Below are 15,640 nucleotides of genomic sequence, written 5' to 3' on the forward strand. Positions count from 1 at the left end.
TCATGCAATCTTTTGATACTGTCATTCTGGGCGGCGGCCCCGGCGGAACCACGGCAGCGCGTATTCTTGCCCAGGCAGGCAGGAGCGTTGCCCTGGTGGAAAAAACACACCTTGGCGGCACCTGCCTGAACTGCGGCTGCATCCCCACCAAGATGCTGCTCGGCGCTGTGGCCCCGCTGGCCCTCTTGCATGCCCAGCAACGAACCCGTGTAGCCAAGGGCGAAATTGCCGTTGACTTTGCAGCGCTCCAAACGCGCGTGAGCCGCTTCACCTCAGGAACGAGCAAAACGCTTGGCAAAAGCCTTGCCAGCATGGGCGTGACGATCTTTACCGGGCGCGGCGAAGGCATCGCGCCGGGCACAGTGCGCGTCCATGCCGAAGACGGCACTACGGATCTGACAGCCCAGCACATCATTCTGGCCTGCGGGTCATCATCAGCGGCATTTCCCGGTCTGACGCCCGATCACGATTGCGTGCTGGACAGCACCGACCTGCTGCGCATTGAATCTATTCCTGAAAGTCTTGTCATTATTGGTGCCGGGGCCATCGGCCTTGAACTGGGTGATTTTTTCTCGGCCATGGGCAGCAAGGTGACCATAGTGGAGGCTGCGCCCCACATCGCACCTCTGGAAGATACCGATATCGCCGCAGAATTACGCCGGGCACTGCAAAAAAACGGCATAACCTGCCACGAAGGCGCACGGGCCAAAGACTTGCGCACAGTTGACGGGCAGGCGCAGCTCACCCTGGAAGACGGCACGGTCATCAGCGCAGCCAAGGCTCTGGTGGCTGTAGGCCGCACGCCCAACACCGCCGGGTTGAACGCCCAGCAATGGGGCTGCAATCTCAACAAGCGCGGCTATGTTGAGACAAACGCCTTTCTTGAAGCCGCCCCTAACGTCTACGCCGTGGGCGACGTCAACGGCCTTGTGCTGCTGGCCCACTCTGCGGAACATCAGGCTGTGTATGTGGCGGAACGCATCCTTGGCGAAAGCGCCGGAGAATATCAGTCCGGCCCGGTGCCCTCATGCGTTTACGGGGCAATGGAAGTCATGCGCGTCGGCCAGACGGCGGAGGCCCTCCTGCGCGAAGGCAAGAACGTGGAAGTCTCCCAGGCGGCCCTGTCCCTGAATCCCATTGCGCAGGCAAGCGGCGGCACAGCCGGCTTTGTCAAAACAGTATGGAGCGATGGCAAAATTGCAGGCATTGCCGCTGTTGGCGCAGGAGTTTCGCACCTCGTGATGGTGGCCCTGCTGCTGATCAAGGAAGGCTATACGGCGCAAAACCTGCACAAAATCATGTTTGCCCATCCCACGCTGGATGAAATTGTGTCCATGTCCATTCTAGCGCCCAAGGTGCGCGTGGAATCCAACTGACCCGGCGACCACCAAGGAGAATACCGTGAACTTTCCTCACGACAGAAAATATCATGCAGAACATCTATGGGCGCAAAGCCAGCCTGACGGCACCTGCATCATCGGCATTACCGACTTTGCCCAGGATCAACTGGGCGGGGTGATTTTTGTTGACCTGCCCGCTGTGGGCGCAAGCTTCCGGCAGGGGGAATCCTGCGCTTCCATTGAATCCGTCAAGGTGACCAGCGAGGCCATCATGCCCGTCTCCGGTCAGGTTACGGCCATTAACGAAGCCCTCGCAGACGCCCCGGAACTGCTCAACGACGATCCCTACAATCAGGGATGGCTGATACAGGTGCAACCCACGGCCCCCGATGAAGGCGGATGCATTACAGCCGAGGAATACGCTCAGGCTGTGGCAAGCTGACCTCCCCCATTGTTAAGCTCCCCCAGCAATAGCTCCGAAGAATTGCCCTTCGGGGCTATTCTTTTATCACGCGGTAGCAACGTTCTTCTTCATGTGCACTCACCACGCTGCCGAAACTGACTGAACAACAATTTTTGGCGTACAAACGCACAGCCCCTGAGTCTGTAAAAGACTCAGGGGCTGTGAACTTTCGTGGAGCGGATTTTATTTTACTGCGGTGGGCTTCCAAACTTCAAAGAATTTTGGATAACCGGGCAACAACGGAGCCTTAACGCTCAGATCCTTGCCCTTGAGGCCGGGATAATCGGGAGCGTAGCGATAAGCCCTGTGGATCATATTGGTAAATGTCTGATGGGCATTGGGCACGGCATCCTCACGGTCGGAGAAAACAGGCTTGGCCTGCCCTGCCATGATGGGGTTCACAAATTCCCATACAACCTCGCCTGCGGGGGTTACTTCAAAAAGATGCCCCTGATGCGTGGATGTCACAAGCACGTTGCCATTGGGCAGTCTTTCCGCAGCGCCCTGACGGTAGCTGAAAAAGCTGTTGGACCCATTGGCGGCGTACTGCCATACGACCTTGCCGCTGGCAGGGTCGACCTCGATCACGCGGGAGCGGTTGCCTTCGGGCCGTTCCGAACCGTTGTCAAATATCTGCACATTACCGTTGGGCAACATGGTGGCGTTGTGTTCGCCAAAAACCTGCTGGGTGCCATCGTAGTACCATTCGGGACGCGTCCCCTTGCCGTAGGCGGCGGGGTTGCCCCAGCGCTTGACGATTTTGCCCGACTTTTTGTCAACAATATAAAATTCGCTGAAGTTGCGGGAATTCAGCAAAATCTGGTCGGTCTTGGGCAGGTACTGCACTGTGTTGAAATGCGACCAGTCAAAGCTGTCGTATCCCGGCCCCACAGGTGTGGGCAGAGCAAAGTTGATGTCCAGTTGGTCCGGGCCGGTGCCGATATGATCCCAGGCATGCCATTCCCAGACAGTCTTGCCGTTTTTGTCCACCTCGCGCACAAAATCCACCCAGAAGTCGCGCACGGCCTGCCCCTTGATCTTGACTTCTTCAGGCCACGTGCCGGGCTTGCGGCCCTTGGCCTGGAATTCGGCGGGAGTTTTGCGCTCCCAGCCAAGAATCATGGTGTTGCCGTTAGGCATGCGGTCAAAGCAGTGGTGCTGGATCTCGTTTTCCGTAAGCATGGTGTACGACCACACCACATTGCCGTTCCAGTCCATTTCTTCAATAATGCCGCCTGCGCCGCCAATTTTAACCGGTTGATCCTTGGGGGCGGCTGCGCGTAGCAGATTGCCGTTGGGCAACAGCGTGGCATAGAGGCCGGGAGGGTATTTGCTCTTCCACGTGTGCACAACATCGCCGTTCATATCAATTAGATAGGTGGTTGTGCATTTGACCGTGGGCGCAAAGAGCGTGTAGCCCTTGAAGGTTTTTTCGGGCACGAGCTTGATGACGCCGGTGGGGCCGTCATGCACCTCATATGCAGGAGCCTGCGTGGACAATCCAAGGGCAAGCAGACCTGCCAACAGGGAAATGGAAGCACGAAATCTCATGATCATATTCCTCCGAGTTCGTGAACATTGCATGTACGAAAATATCGCTCGGGTCTAAAACGAATAGACCACATTGAACGACGCCTTCCATGCATCCTTGACATTGAGGCTTGTGCCGGAGATGTTCTGGTAGTGGCCCCATACGTCATTGTCCAGCCAAAGGTGGATATAGCCCAGTTCCAGGATAAACGTCAGATTTTCCGCTGCCTTGTACTTGCTGTCGAGGTTGACTTCCATACCCGTATCGGCTGTGGTGAGATACGTGCCGAACGAGTTGAAGTCAGTGTTATTGCGGTAGATTTGCCTTCCTGAAGCATCAGTGGCATGCCGCCCGGTGATGTATGAGGCCATTTTTGTATCGTTGGTGCCGCCAAAATAGTTGACGCGCAGGGTGTGGCTTAAGTCATCAAGAAAGCTCACGTCCTTGATGCGCGCGCCTACGCCCCATGTGCCGCTGGGGTTAACCCCCAGCACGCCCTTGCCGCCGCCCATGATGGGATTGCCCCGGTAGCCAAAAGTGGAGAGCGAGTTGGTCAGGTTATTGGTGGTGGCAAGGTAAGGGAGACGTTCCGAACCGTTATTGGGGTTGTCGTCATCGCCACTGAAATACCAGCCGTACAGGCCGGGAAGGCCCCAATCCAAAGCATATTCTGCCAGCAACATGCCAAACCAGCCCCGGCGGTTCAGGTCTTCCTTGCCGTGGTCAACGCTGCCGTAAATGAAATCCCATGAAATCCTGAGAGGTTCAAAGCTGGTCCACTGCCCGGTCAGCCCACCCCAGTACATGGAGCTGTAATCATCGTTCCACAGCCTGGAGGTGCCCCTGGCGGAGCTGAAAGCAGCCGGATACAAACCATCGCGCAATTCCAGACCGTCAATGGCCTGCCCGGTTATGGGATTGGTCAAGGCGACCTTTTTGCTGCCGCCAGGCATGTTGGTAACTGCGGCAGGCATGAGGCTGTTTGGCCCCATGGCGCCGCCCATGCCCCAGGGCGTAATTTTGAGTCCGTCCACCGTCACGGGCACGGTCAACGCGAACAGATCGAAATTATCCATGTAACTGGCAGGCTGTGAGGCTGTACCGCTCCAGTTGTCGTTGAGCAGGCGCATCCACACACCGGTGATGCTGACGGCATCGTTCATTTTCCACGATGCCGCTATTCCGGCCACATCGTCCTGAAAAACGGGGCTGTCCAGAGCAAATCCGGGGAGTTTTATGCCCTGAAGGCCCATGCGCAGCTTCAGCGGAGTATTGGGCACGACCCAGTCGAGATAGGCGTTTTTGACTTTGACAACGTTGCTGCCATCTGCCCCCAACGCGCCGCCCTGAGCTGCCATGCCCCACCGCTGTTCGCCAATTTCAAAAAAAACGGTGCCGGCAAGGTTCTCGGAAGCCTTGGCGTTCAGTTGCAGGTGCAACCTCTGGATAGCTTCAAACTCGTCCCTTTGCTGGTGTATGGCAGCCCACTGTTGCCCCACAACGTTGTTGCCGTTGCGGTCCTTTCCCATGAAATTTCCGCCGTTGATGTAGTCAAAGGCAAACTGCCAGCTTCCCTTGACGTCAAAATCGACCGCCCTGCACTGGGGTGCGCTTCCGAGCAGCAATCCTGCTGCCAAAAGTAATATGCCCAGCTTTTTCATCCTCCCGCCTCCTTTTGTCAGTGTGCGAGTTATCCAAGCATGCGCCAGTAGGGCATGGCCACAAAGGCCACAAACCCGCCCGTAAGCAGCATGCGCAAAGCCATGACCAGAACCATCTCTTTGAAGTTGATGTAGCCGCTGCTGAAAAAATAGAGATACAAGGCGTATTCATAGGGGAATATCAGGTTGTCCAGACCATACTGGAACGAGAAGTACAGGATGCGCGGATCCAGACCCATCTGCATGCCGAGTTCAGTAATGGGGGCGGAGAGAGTCGAAGTGGCCGCAAGCGGCGTGAGCAGGAAGTTCAGCACAACGCCCACAACATATGAGCATACAGAGGCCAGGCAGGCCCCTGTTTCGCTGAACAGAGGCAACACAAGGCCTGCCAGCCAGTGTGTAACCTTGAGGAATCCGCCCGCACTGCCGATGGCCATGCAACCCATGATGAAAAAGAGCGGGGCAAAATTGATGGAAGTCATGCGCTTGCCGTCCATAAGCCCGATACCGGGCATAAAGGCCAGCGCCGTAATGATAACCAGCACTGACCCTGCGCTCAGATGGTGCAGTTTGTCGGTGGCAAGCAGCACCAGGGTGAGGCAAAGCAGGATAAGCGCCCGCCTTTGTTCATCCGTAACATCGCCCAGCTCGGCGTGTTTCTGCTCCACTACGGCGCACAGAACACTCCTGTTGACCGAGCTGCGCAGTACCAGCAGTACAATTGCCAGCGACATGGCCGTGTACAGCATGGCGGGAAGGAAGTTGAACTTGGCGTATTCAATCCAGCTGGTTTGAATGCCCATGACCTTGTCCACTATGCCCATGCCCATAACCAGATCGCCAGCTCCCGTAAGATAGGCCAGCTTGGTTGCCCCTACGGCAATGCAGGTGCCAAGCACAACGGCTGTGGCTTCGCGGCTTTTGGGCCTGAAATCGAGGGCATCGCACAGGCTCACCGCCACGGCGCAAAAAATTGCCGCCTTGCCCATGATGGAAGGCACAAGGGGAGAAACAATGGCGGCCCCAAGGGTAATGCCTGCAAGCGCCCCGGCAAAACTGCCGCCCGTAAGTTTGACGCATGTCAGCGCAATGCGTTTGCCAAGGCCGGTGACCTGAATGATCTTGCCCAGGGTAAAACCACCAATAACGATGATCGGCACCTCGGAAAGCCACGAAGCGAAAACCACCTTCTGTGGTGTGCTGCAAAGCAGTATGTAAAGGATGGGCAGCAGGATACCCACGGCAATGTCGTTCAGCGTATCCAGGGCCCAGGCAATTACAGCCCAGAGCGTGACCGCCAGAAATGCTATCATGGGGGGAGTAAGGCTTTCGCTGCGAGGAAGGGCGAAATACAAGGCTAGGGGGAGCGCCAGGTTGATGCCCCATTTGGCAAGCAGCCCGGGCGTCAGGTCTGAAGTCTTGATAATCATGAGGATCTCCTGTGAAAGTGGGGATCATGGGTTCGCCCCGCTACTAGGCAGAGGCGAACCCGGAAGCACTTCAACGCGAATTTTCTCTAACGCCCTAGCCTTTGGGATCTTCCACAGAAGCCACGCAAAGCGCGTTACTGCCTTCGTAGGGCTGGCAGCCCTCAACGGTCACTTCTTTGGCGCGGTCTCCGGCTGCGGCTGCCCCGGGCACACGGAAGGTAGAAACATTCAGCGGTTCAATGGGGGTTTCTACTGGCTTTGCCACCTGCGGCACCCATTCGTAAGGCACGCGGTATGCGCGGTAGGTCATGTTCATGGGCACATGCTTGCCCCAGTAAGGTGAAATAAATTCCCACACGATTTCGTGGTTGGGGGTAACCTCGAATACACGCCCGTCAGAACCTTCGGTGATGAGGGTATTGCCGTTGGGCAGGCGCTGCATGCCGCTGATAAAGGGGCTGTAGAAGCGGTTGCTGTCCATGGGTTCAAGGAATCCGGCTTCCTTGGGTGTGTACTGCCAGACAATCTTGAGAGAAACCGGGTCTATCTCAAGAACGCGGGAATGGTCGCGCAGGGCTGCTTTCACGCCCGTGGGCGAGCCGGGATTGGGCACGTCGTAGCCGCCCCAGCCGCCGTTGTCGAAAACAAGGATGTTGCCTGCGCCCGGCAAGCCGTGCGGCACCATGTGCGCATGGTGCTGACCGATGATCCAGCCTATGGCCTTGAGCTCGGGGGAGGTGTCGTAGTCCGGCCCGATCTTCCAGGTGATCTTTCCGGTCTTTTTGCTGATGATGAAGATGATGTTTGCCTCGCGTCCATCAACAATAATGTTTTCAGGATGAAAGCGTTCATCGCCAGCATCGTACCATTTGTTGGGGCCAAGCACAGACATGGAGTTGATGTGCATCCAGTCGCCCATGCCTTCGGGCTGGGTCGGACGGTAGTTGGGGTTACGGCAAAGCGTATTTTTGGGGCCTTCGCGGAAACCCATTTCGTCGAAATGCTCGTTGCACGACCATTCCCAGAGGATGTTCCCTTCCCAGTCCACCTCAAGGATGAGGTCATCAAGCAGCTGCTTGTCGCTGATTGCGCTATTTCGCACGTTGCGGTGCGCCAGGATAAGGGTTTTGCCTTCAAGCGCCTTGGGTTCCATGCCGGGGGCATAGTAGCCCACGGGGTTGCCTTCGCGCTGGAAGTCGTGGTGATAACGTGCAAGCCAGCGGCCAGGATAGCCAGGATCTTCAACAAATTCATTTTGATCGAATTTCCATACTATGTTGCCGTCCCAGTCAACCTGGACAACATCAAGGCCGTCCTGCACACTGAATTTACCACTGCGGCGTCCTCTGCTTGTCACAAGGTACCCGCCGGGGAAAATTTTATTGGGCATACCGTGAACGCCCTTCCAGACATTTATTTCATGTCCGTTCATATCCATAAGCACAGCGCCAACTTCCTGAGCCTGAAAGATGGTGTACCCGCCCCAGCATTTTTCAGGTTTGAATATGGTAACGCCTGTGGGGTAAATTGTTGGATGGCCCATATTAAATTCCTCCAGATCAATTGATGTTTGCGGAATGCGCCAGTATCCAGCAGAAGACGAGGAACAGCGCACAAGGTATTTGATCCACTCTATTGGGCAGGATAGTACGGATTCAGGGAAGGTACGTGTTTCATTTGCAACATTTTTCACAATTAATTGCATTTTGGAGCAAAACCCTGTTATCAGAATGCCAGAGCAACTGTTCTAAGGAGGCAAAATGGAAAATCGCGGCATCAATTGTGGACGCAGCCTGGCCTTCAAGGAAATGCGCGAAATGAACTCCAGCTGGCGTTCTGTACTGCATCTGGGGCGAAAGCTGGTTTGGCCCAAGGGGCATCGCGTACCCTTTGGGCAGGAATTGTACTTTTTGGATCGAGGCAGGGTTCGGCTGACGAATCAGAACATGGAAGGGGTAGAAAAAATCCTCTGGTACATTCACGAGGGATGCGTTTTTGGTGAAACGCCGTTTTTTGATCCCATGCCTGCCGAGAGTTATTTTTCGTGTGCAACCGGTTGCGTGAGCTATGCCTTTACGGCTGAAAATGTAGAAGAAATCTGCAAGGACTATCCCCACCTGCTCATCAATCTGTTGTGCTCCATGTCCCGAAAATTGCGGGTGCTCTCAAATCAGGCTTCGTCTCTCTACCTTGATAACGTGCTGGCCCGTACCTGCAAATTTTTGGCGCAGCACATAATCCCCGGCAGCGACCCCCTCACAGCCAATATGGGGGTTTCCAAGCAGGAGATGGCCAGCCTTTTGGGCGTACACAGAATTTCCTTGTACAAAATCTTGCGACAGCAGGAGGAAAGCGGTCTGTTCGGGCCATTCTCCGGCAAAACCGTAACAATTCTGCGCCCTGAAGAATTTTTTATGCTGGCAAGGAGCTGATGCGCTTCGACATAAAGACAGAAAAGTCACTTTGCGGTGATGCATTGCGGCCAGTTGCCGCACAGCGGGAGATCTGCGCGCGCAGATTGTGCAGGTTCCTGCCAAAAACACGAGACAAGCTGATTCATTAGGCAAAATACAGTCCCATCGCAGCTCGCCTCTGGCGAAAGAGTGCCGGCATCAGTTTGGTTGCCATTAAGATAAATGGGAATTGACCACCACGCTGCGGCAAGAGGTTTCCACGCAAATTCCTCTTGCATGAGAGTTCACCACTCTCCCCCGCCTCGCCGCAACTGTATGTCATGAGAGATTTGTGTGCCTTCTGCACTGATGAAATGGCTGATGGATGTAACGCGCCCCTTACATTTGGACCAAACGCCACTTAATTTTGCACAAATGACAGCAGATTAACCCGTGCCAAATGTGGCACACAGAATATATTTATTGGAATTGTAGGGGCGGGACAAATCCCGCCCCATTTTTATTTACTTTACGGTAGCTATACGATCCCAGCTGATAGCAAAATACTCTGCAGACAACTCAACAATACCGACATAACTCCGACCGGATTCGGCACAAGCAACGCCTACCGAACCACCGCCCATAAACGGGTCCAGTACGGTGCCTTCCTGTTGCGTGATTGCCAGCAAATCGTGGATGAGCGCCACTGGCTTACTGGTCAGGTGAACCGTCCGGGCTGCCGTCACGGGGTGCGCATACAAGCCTGGTAGGCACGCCCGCGTGGGGCTTTTAAGGCGGCCTTTGGCAGCGAACACCACGTACTCACATTGTTGCCGGAACCTGCCGAGTTGTGGGCGTGCGGTCCGCTTATCCCATGGCACAATGCCGAGCCAACGCCAGCCAGCACCTTGTACCGCATCTGTAAGCGCTGGAAGCTGCCGCCAGTCCGTAAACACCATGAGCGGTGCGCCATCACGACTGACACGCCAGCATTCAGCCAGCCATAGCATGCACCAGTGCGTCCAGCTACGCTGGTCTTTGGCATCTCCCAACATCGGGGGATATTGGCGTTTGACGCCAGATGACTGATACTTGCTTGCGGGATCAGCCTGCTTAGCGCTCTAACGCCATGTAGGGCCGTGGTGCGGCGGCACTACGCCGCGCCGGTGGGGGCGTTGACGCGCCCCCGCCACTGTCAATCGTTACCTCCCCAAAATCGCCTGAGCGCAACGTAAATCGAGATAATCTGCCCACGCCTGCAACATCTTGCGCCGCTCCGTCAGCAGATCTGAACGTTGATATGCCGCGCGCACTTGGTTTTTATCTACGTGCGCGAGCTGTCTTTCTATTACCTCGCTTGCCCAACCCATTTCAGAAAGAGTTGTGGCCGCCATTGCCCGGAAACCGTGGGCTGTCATTGTTTCCGGGCCGTACCCCATGCGACGTAAGGCCAGATTAAGCACATGACCTGTCTCGTGCCGCGTTTTGTCCCATCGCGAAGGAAACAGCCACTGGGTTTTGCCCGTTATTGGCTGTAACTCTCGTAGAACATCCAATGCCTGGCGCGTTAGCGGCACGTTGTGCGGGCGCTTCATCTTCATTTTTTCTGCTGGGATGCGCCAAGTAGCCGTGTCCCATTCGATTTCACTCCATGCAGCGGACGATAATTCTCCGGGCCGGACGAATAGCAACGCAGCCAGCTTAAGGGAACATCTGCGCTGGTGGTTGAGGTAACGCTCTATGCTGGCCATGAGCTGTCCAATTTGGCGCGGCTCGGTTATGGCTGCGCGGGGTTTGCATTTGTGAGGGGTCAGCGCCCAACCTAGGTCGCGGGCCGGATCGCGGCTGACAAACCCGCACGCTATGCCATATCTCATGATTTGGGATATATGACTTTTGACCTTGCGAGCGACCACCAGTGTGCCTCGCTGTTCGATATGACGTAAAATCGTCAGGATGGTGGGTGCGGTAATCTTGGTCAGAGGTTTATCGCCTAGTCGGGGTATAACCTCACGCTCCAGCCGCCGCCACGACTCCTCCGCATACTCAGTATTTCCCTGGAGCATGTACCGCTCCCACCAGTCGCGCGCAACAGTCGCAAATGTAACCGTCGATGCCATAAGCCCTCCTTATACGAAGGCTTATGGCACATTGCCAATCATTTACAATCCCTATGCAATTATTAAAGAGCCTGTTCAGACCGTAGCGATATCAAAAAAGTCTGTCAGTGGCTGGCCGAGCTTCCCTGTCATATCCGGACATACTGTTTCAATATGTGCAACGATCTTTCTGGCGGCGGCCCTATCTATATAGTTGTTACATCCGTCAATCGTGATCCAAAGACGGTTGCGATAGCAGCGCGTGGCCAGCACCAGACCGCCAGTGTCTGCCGTCAAACCACGGCATGGGCCGGGCAGATATGTACGCGGGTACAGCATTGCGCCGAGGCCATAATCATTGACCGCCTGCCCGATGTGGTTGCCCATGTCTTTGATTGCCGTAAGAATATCCAGACCCCAAGGCCATAAATCGCTCTGCGTAAACAGGCAGTCTTCCGCAATAATCCGCGCGCCCCTGTGTGCCCAGCCGCCGAATGCCCGCACGTCAAACGTCTGGCCAAAATCGTGTATCCAGCAACGGCGCATAATGACAGTTGTGCCGTCTTGGGCTTCAGGGCAGCGTCGGCCTGCACCGATGATAACGCAATCCTCAAGCTCCCAGCGTGCATTGTGCACATCATTGCCTGGGTGGTCACCGTTGCCAGCCAAAATCGCTTTTATGCCGCCCAGAATAACGACGCCGGATAGCCTCACTTCGGCCCCATCCACGCCGCTCAACACCTCATCCTGATCAGCCTTGGGATAATTGCGGAAATCATACACCCGCTGACTTATCTCCGTGTGCCGATGCGTGGAGCCGTAAACAGTCAGGCCGTCATCCTTGGGGTTGGCCGGGCCGTTACACACGCCGCCGGTGATCTGGTTAATTATGCTCATACCGCGTAGCTGACGACCATGTCTTGCACGGCAATGACCGTGGTTGCGGCGGTCACGGCGGCCAGCAGCTCGTCGCGGCGGGCGGCATGCGTCTGCATGACATACGCGAGGCCCTCCGCATCCTCCGCCGCAAACGCGGCTGCGCCGATGGTGACATCCTGCTCCGTCGGGGACGTCGTGGGCATGGTCAGAGACGCGGCCACGGCGGCATCGTAGCCAGCCTTTATCTCCGCCGTCTTCGCGGCCTTGCTCTCGGCCAGCAGCTCGGCATCAGTTTTGGCGGGGCGCTCGATCAGAGCACCCTCCGGCAGAGGCCCGGGCTTGGTCATGCGGCGCGCGGGATTGGCGTTGGTGTCATCCGGCAACCAGTAGTCGGTCGCGTCCTGTGTCAGGGCCGCATCAAAAAACGGCTCCTTGCGCTCGCGATGGTCTTCGACCAATACCCACTTGCCGTTAACATTTTTCGGCCATTGTTTGGGCCATGGCAATGGAGGCAAAGGCTCATATAAGCTGTTGCCGGGCTGGTATCCGTGGTCTTCAACGGTACAAGCATAATACTGGTCTGGCAGCGTATATCTGTGGGCTAGGGCCATTGTTTACTCCTTGAATTTTTTGGTCGCCTCTCGGCGTGGGAGGCGTGCATATGGATGCGCAAAGGCGACAAACGGGGAAGATTTTTGTTGATAACGCTCAATTTATTGCTCCCACTGGTGCTTTTGGTGCTGGCGATACGGGAGGACGGCAATTAGCGACCGCAGGGTACAATCCCAGTGTGATGATCTCAGTGCAATTTGATACGGCCCGCGTGACGCTCACGGGCAACGCCAACAAACCGCGCGGGTGGGGTGCGCTGGCTTGCGCCTATCTTGGCACTCCTGCGGCATAGTTATGCAGGTTGCCCCAGATAACAGCATGCCAACGCACCCCATGCTCTCGGCTTGTTTGCATTGCCAACCGGTGTTTTGCGGCTGATGTCAAAATATAGATCGGAGTAGCTAACACCGTAGCCCGATGCTGTATGCACAGCCGAGTTATCTTGTCGGTAAAACACCCCCATGACGGATTCGCCCGCCGCGCCATAAACAGCCGTAACTTTACCAGTGGCAGGCCGGATCATATCAATATGTGTCCCTCCCACGCCGAGAGACGCACCTGTGGAGCTGCGGAACATCTCCTGAAGGTCTGGCATTTTGAGGGTGTCGGCGGCTTTGTCCCACACAAATTTTGTCACACCGCCAATGCCGTTCCATCCAACTGTTGACCCATCAGCCAAGGTGGCCCATATGGCTGTGTGCAGTGTATTGTACTGCGCCAGCGTAACCAGGCGCGCGGCTCCATATGTTGTTGACAGGTATGCAGCCATTTCGGGGTAGGTCGTGGAAAAATTGGAAATCGTAGTGCCCAGGCAAGGCACATAGCCCGCACGAGGCGCTTCATCTTCAAAAAAGCGGATGCCGCCCACGGGGTCCATGGCCTGGGCTTTGGTGGATATTTTTCCTGTAGCATCAATTACGATGGTTGTTCCATCGGGCATCACAATGCCTGGAGTGCCTACCTTGGCCAGACCTGGCAAACTCGGTCCGATTACCGCATATAAGGCCTCAACAATTGCCGCCTCGACTTTATCCAGGTCGCCATCGTCTTTAACGCCAGCCGCATAGCGACGGGCCAAAAATTGCGCCAAGCCAGCGGACATGTGTGAGACCTGCCGGGCCTGTTTGTTGGCTAGCTCCTGTCGTGCAATGCCCGGCTGATGGCCAATAGTGCGCTGCAGATCAGCGGCATAGTCCGCCTGTGCGAGCATATCTCGGCCATCAACGCCTTGATGGCAAAACGGCAAAATATCGTTGATAACATCAACAGCTTCAACGGTTACGCCAGTGTCTTTGGTAATGGGCATAGTGTCCTCCGTGTCCCCGGTGTAACCGGGGACGGCTTACAGCAGCCACCCCGATATAGTTCGGGGCTACTCGGCTGGCCTTAGCACAATGGGCCATCTGCCCGCGCCCCAGCCAGCTAGCCCATCTGACTGACAACCCCAGGCCATCAGCGGGCCGCCATCTTGCGTAACGGCATACCAGCTCACGCGCACACCTTCGGGCTTGAGTGGAATGTAATTGCCCATGAGCAAAGCCTGGGTAACGGCATCTGGTCGCATGCCCGCAATTCCGACAACCATGCTCATGTCCTGGTTATCCTGTATCATTATGATGCTGCCTGTATCTGCAAACGCGGATTCCCACACATCATAAGCCCCCGGTATTGAACCGTCCCAAGCATTGGCGGCAATGCGCGCTTTAATCAGTCGCCGAAATACGTCATCCGGCAGGCTCGTAAGACCACTTTCTGGGTCATACGGGCCTTTCCAGATGCCTTGCGCCCAGCCGACGCCTTCAGCGCCCCAAGCAAAATACACGCCCGATAGGGGCACGCGCAGCACTCGTGTAATGCCCGCCCACAAGCCAACGGCATCAAGCTGCACTCCCACGGCTGTGTCCACGTCAAAGGCGGTGGGCAATGTTGCCAGCAGCGCCTGGGCGTCAACCAGCGGCTGCGTCAGCACAGCAACCAGGGCCGTAAATCGCGGCTGCTGGTGCTGGCTGGTTACGAGGCCGGGGTAGGCGTTATCAGCCATCACTCAACCCCCGGCAGGCTGATGTCAGCCAGCTTGCATGTTGCGGCGGCGTTAAAGGCAATGGGGATATTGCCCTCCGTCCACGTGGCAGATGCATCGGCCAGGTCGCCTGTGGTATACGCGATGGACAACACGTCAAACGTCCTTGAGCCGGACGCGTCAGCCGCGTTGATGGGTGTAAGCAGGCGACTGGCCAGCACATCATCGCCTATGGCCATAGCGTTTATATATTTCGCCAGATTGGCCTTTATGGCTGCCCCCGTGGTGGATAAATATCCTGCTAGTGGCTTGAGAGTGACGCGCAGCCGCACACGTACCGCCGTGGGGCGATAAAATCGTATAGCATTGGGCAGCCCCTTGGCGTCCCGCGTCATAACCTCCACGTCACCGCGTGTGTAGCAGCCCGGCGTTTTTTTGAGGGCGATGGCCTCGGCTATGGCCGCGTTGTCGCCTCCCTCCACAACCAGACAGATGCTGTGTGGGGGCAGGCCGTTAGCGTCAACGGTGGAGGTGTCGTTTTCATAGCCGCGCCATCGGCTGACGCCCTCAAGGTTTGCCACGGCCCCCAACGTGCCTTCAAAAACTGTGCGGCTGGGCAGTGCTGTAGATACCGCCTGGCGGGTGCGCAGTGTAGCGTCCGTCTCAACTGCCGCACCTGGTGTGGCAGCTAGGGGATTGTTGACGCTCTGCCAGCCACGGCAGGGCGTGGCAATTTTATTGACCTCGCCAGCTGCGGCGCGCACATCGCCGATGTCTTGGGCAGTGGCTGTAACGCTTATCTCGCCTGACGTAGGGATGGTGACGGTTGCGGGCATATCCCACTTTTGTCCGGCGGTATCCTCTACAATGCCCCCATTGATGATGGTGCCCGCAGTGCCAACACAGACCACAATCACAGTGCTATAGCTTGCCGCCTGCCGACGGATGCCGTTAATCACCACCATGCGCGAGAGACCCGCCCCCTGGGCTGTATGCGGGCTGAATGCGTTGTAAACGCTGGCTGCCAGGCTATATGTGTCCTGCTGGGCCAAGGCAAAGACAGCCACCAGCTGGCCCTCCTGGCTATCTGGCTCCAGATACAGATCCTCGCCAAAAATGGCTTTGACCTTGGCTTGCAGTGCGGTCAGCGTGGTGGCGTAGTCCGGCAGGTGCATGCCGTCGCGGTCGATATATGCGCCGTCAGCCATAGCG

15 protein-coding genes are annotated in these 15,640 nt (G+C 56.4%); 4 read left to right on the plus strand and 11 right to left on the minus strand.

Annotated features, from left to right (window positions below; translation table 11 throughout):
- Positions 1-2 precede the first annotated feature (2 nt).
- Both ACUZ9Q_RS09365 and gcvH read left to right on the plus strand, forming a co-directional pair.
- On the plus strand, positions 3-1,376 hold the full coding sequence (locus tag ACUZ9Q_RS09365) for a dihydrolipoyl dehydrogenase family protein (RefSeq protein ID WP_449247747.1): 1,374 nt from the start codon (positions 3-5) through the stop codon (positions 1,374-1,376).
- Between the two features lie 25 nt (positions 1,377-1,401).
- Positions 1,402-1,782 carry a glycine cleavage system protein GcvH gene (gene gcvH, locus ACUZ9Q_RS09370; protein WP_449247748.1) on the plus strand — a complete coding sequence of 127 codons (381 nt, stop codon included), beginning with the start codon at positions 1,402-1,404 and terminating at the stop codon, positions 1,780-1,782.
- A gap of 204 nt (positions 1,783-1,986) precedes the next feature.
- On the opposite strand, the gene ACUZ9Q_RS09375 is transcribed toward gcvH, so the two are convergent.
- The 4 genes from ACUZ9Q_RS09375 to ACUZ9Q_RS09390 all read right to left on the minus strand — a co-directional run bounded on the left by ACUZ9Q_RS09375 (position 1,987) and on the right by ACUZ9Q_RS09390 (position 7,968).
- Positions 1,987-3,354 (minus strand): aryl-sulfate sulfotransferase, encoded by a 1,368-nt coding sequence (locus ACUZ9Q_RS09375; protein WP_449247749.1) that lies wholly within the window; start codon positions 3,352-3,354, stop codon positions 1,987-1,989.
- Between the two features lie 54 nt (positions 3,355-3,408).
- On the minus strand, positions 3,409-4,995 hold the full coding sequence (locus ACUZ9Q_RS09380; RefSeq protein WP_449247750.1) for an outer membrane homotrimeric porin: 1,587 nt from the start codon (positions 4,993-4,995) through the stop codon (positions 3,409-3,411).
- A 29-nt stretch (positions 4,996-5,024) separates the two neighbouring features.
- The gene (locus tag ACUZ9Q_RS09385; protein WP_449247751.1) at positions 5,025-6,425 is read right to left on the minus strand and encodes an SLC13 family permease; all 1,401 of its coding nucleotides are present in this window, start codon (positions 6,423-6,425) and stop codon (positions 5,025-5,027) included.
- Between the two features lie 94 nt (positions 6,426-6,519).
- Positions 6,520-7,968 carry an aryl-sulfate sulfotransferase gene (locus ACUZ9Q_RS09390; protein WP_192113009.1) on the minus strand — a complete coding sequence of 483 codons (1,449 nt, stop codon included), beginning with the start codon at positions 7,966-7,968 and terminating at the stop codon, positions 6,520-6,522.
- A gap of 217 nt (positions 7,969-8,185) precedes the next feature.
- On the opposite strand from ACUZ9Q_RS09390, the gene ACUZ9Q_RS09395 reads away from it, so the two are divergent.
- Complete coding sequence (locus ACUZ9Q_RS09395) at positions 8,186-8,857, plus strand: Crp/Fnr family transcriptional regulator (protein ID WP_209819039.1); 672 nt, start codon at positions 8,186-8,188, stop codon at positions 8,855-8,857.
- A 485-nt stretch (positions 8,858-9,342) separates the two neighbouring features.
- On the opposite strand, the gene ACUZ9Q_RS09400 is transcribed toward ACUZ9Q_RS09395, so the two are convergent.
- From ACUZ9Q_RS09400 to ACUZ9Q_RS09415, 4 genes are all read right to left on the minus strand, one after another.
- Positions 9,343-9,873 carry a DNA-methyltransferase gene (locus ACUZ9Q_RS09400; protein WP_449247752.1) on the minus strand — a complete coding sequence of 177 codons (531 nt, stop codon included), beginning with the start codon at positions 9,871-9,873 and terminating at the stop codon, positions 9,343-9,345.
- Positions 9,874-10,020: 147 nt separating this feature from the next.
- Positions 10,021-10,938 (minus strand): tyrosine-type recombinase/integrase, encoded by a 918-nt coding sequence (locus ACUZ9Q_RS09405; protein ID WP_449247753.1) that lies wholly within the window; start codon positions 10,936-10,938, stop codon positions 10,021-10,023.
- A gap of 75 nt (positions 10,939-11,013) precedes the next feature.
- Entirely contained in the window at positions 11,014-11,814 is an 801-nt protein-coding gene (locus ACUZ9Q_RS09410) for a hypothetical protein (protein WP_449247754.1), read from the minus strand.
- Positions 11,811-12,407, minus strand: a complete 597-nt coding sequence (locus ACUZ9Q_RS09415; RefSeq protein ID WP_449247755.1) for a phage tail protein — start codon at positions 12,405-12,407, stop codon at positions 11,811-11,813. Before ACUZ9Q_RS09415 ends, ACUZ9Q_RS09410 begins: the two co-directional genes overlap by 4 nt.
- A 50-nt stretch (positions 12,408-12,457) precedes the next feature.
- Between ACUZ9Q_RS09415 and ACUZ9Q_RS09420 the strand changes: the two genes are divergently transcribed.
- Positions 12,458-12,700 (plus strand): hypothetical protein, encoded by a 243-nt coding sequence (locus ACUZ9Q_RS09420; RefSeq protein WP_449247756.1) that lies wholly within the window; start codon positions 12,458-12,460, stop codon positions 12,698-12,700.
- Here the strand turns inward: ACUZ9Q_RS09420 and ACUZ9Q_RS09425 are convergent, their stop codons facing one another.
- From ACUZ9Q_RS09425 to ACUZ9Q_RS09435, 3 genes are all read right to left on the minus strand, one after another.
- Complete coding sequence (locus ACUZ9Q_RS09425) at positions 12,701-13,714, minus strand: hypothetical protein (protein ID WP_449247757.1); 1,014 nt, start codon at positions 13,712-13,714, stop codon at positions 12,701-12,703.
- A gap of 66 nt (positions 13,715-13,780) precedes the next feature.
- Positions 13,781-14,449 (minus strand): DUF2612 domain-containing protein, encoded by a 669-nt coding sequence (locus ACUZ9Q_RS09430; protein WP_449247758.1) that lies wholly within the window; start codon positions 14,447-14,449, stop codon positions 13,781-13,783.
- A complete protein-coding gene (locus ACUZ9Q_RS09435; RefSeq protein WP_449247759.1) occupies positions 14,449-15,636 on the minus strand; it encodes a baseplate J/gp47 family protein in 1,188 nt (395 codons plus the stop codon). Before ACUZ9Q_RS09435 ends, ACUZ9Q_RS09430 begins: the two co-directional genes overlap by 1 nt.
- Between the last annotated feature and the right edge of the window lie 4 nt (positions 15,637-15,640).

The organism is Desulfovibrio desulfopostgatei, from assembly GCF_053570645.1.

Bases quoted from the DNA above. Each gene is read 5' to 3' on its own strand.
- ACUZ9Q_RS09435 (WP_449247759.1), bottom strand. From the start codon at position 15,636: ATGGCTGACGGCGCATATATCGACCGCGACGGCATGCACCTGCCGGAC.
- ACUZ9Q_RS09385 (WP_449247751.1), bottom strand. From the start codon at position 6,425: ATGATTATCAAGACTTCAGACCTGACGCCCGGGCTGCTTGCCAAATGG.
- ACUZ9Q_RS09390 (WP_192113009.1), bottom strand. From the start codon at position 7,968: ATGGGCCATCCAACAATTTACCCCACAGGCGTTACCATATTCAAACCT.
- ACUZ9Q_RS09420 (WP_449247756.1), top strand. From the start codon at position 12,458: ATGGATGCGCAAAGGCGACAAACGGGGAAGATTTTTGTTGATAACGCT.
- ACUZ9Q_RS09395 (WP_209819039.1), top strand. From the start codon at position 8,186: ATGGAAAATCGCGGCATCAATTGTGGACGCAGCCTGGCCTTCAAGGAA.
- ACUZ9Q_RS09405 (WP_449247753.1), bottom strand. From the start codon at position 10,938: ATGGCATCGACGGTTACATTTGCGACTGTTGCGCGCGACTGGTGGGAG.
- ACUZ9Q_RS09380 (WP_449247750.1), bottom strand. From the start codon at position 4,995: ATGAAAAAGCTGGGCATATTACTTTTGGCAGCAGGATTGCTGCTCGGA.
- ACUZ9Q_RS09430 (WP_449247758.1), bottom strand. From the start codon at position 14,449: ATGGCTGATAACGCCTACCCCGGCCTCGTAACCAGCCAGCACCAGCAG.
- ACUZ9Q_RS09415 (WP_449247755.1), bottom strand. From the start codon at position 12,407: ATGGCCCTAGCCCACAGATATACGCTGCCAGACCAGTATTATGCTTGT.
- ACUZ9Q_RS09425 (WP_449247757.1), bottom strand. From the start codon at position 13,714: ATGCCCATTACCAAAGACACTGGCGTAACCGTTGAAGCTGTTGATGTT.
- ACUZ9Q_RS09365 (WP_449247747.1), top strand. From the start codon at position 3: ATGCAATCTTTTGATACTGTCATTCTGGGCGGCGGCCCCGGCGGAACC.
- ACUZ9Q_RS09400 (WP_449247752.1), bottom strand. From the start codon at position 9,873: ATGTTGGGAGATGCCAAAGACCAGCGTAGCTGGACGCACTGGTGCATG.
- ACUZ9Q_RS09410 (WP_449247754.1), bottom strand. From the start codon at position 11,814: ATGAGCATAATTAACCAGATCACCGGCGGCGTGTGTAACGGCCCGGCC.
- ACUZ9Q_RS09375 (WP_449247749.1), bottom strand. From the start codon at position 3,354: ATGAGATTTCGTGCTTCCATTTCCCTGTTGGCAGGTCTGCTTGCCCTT.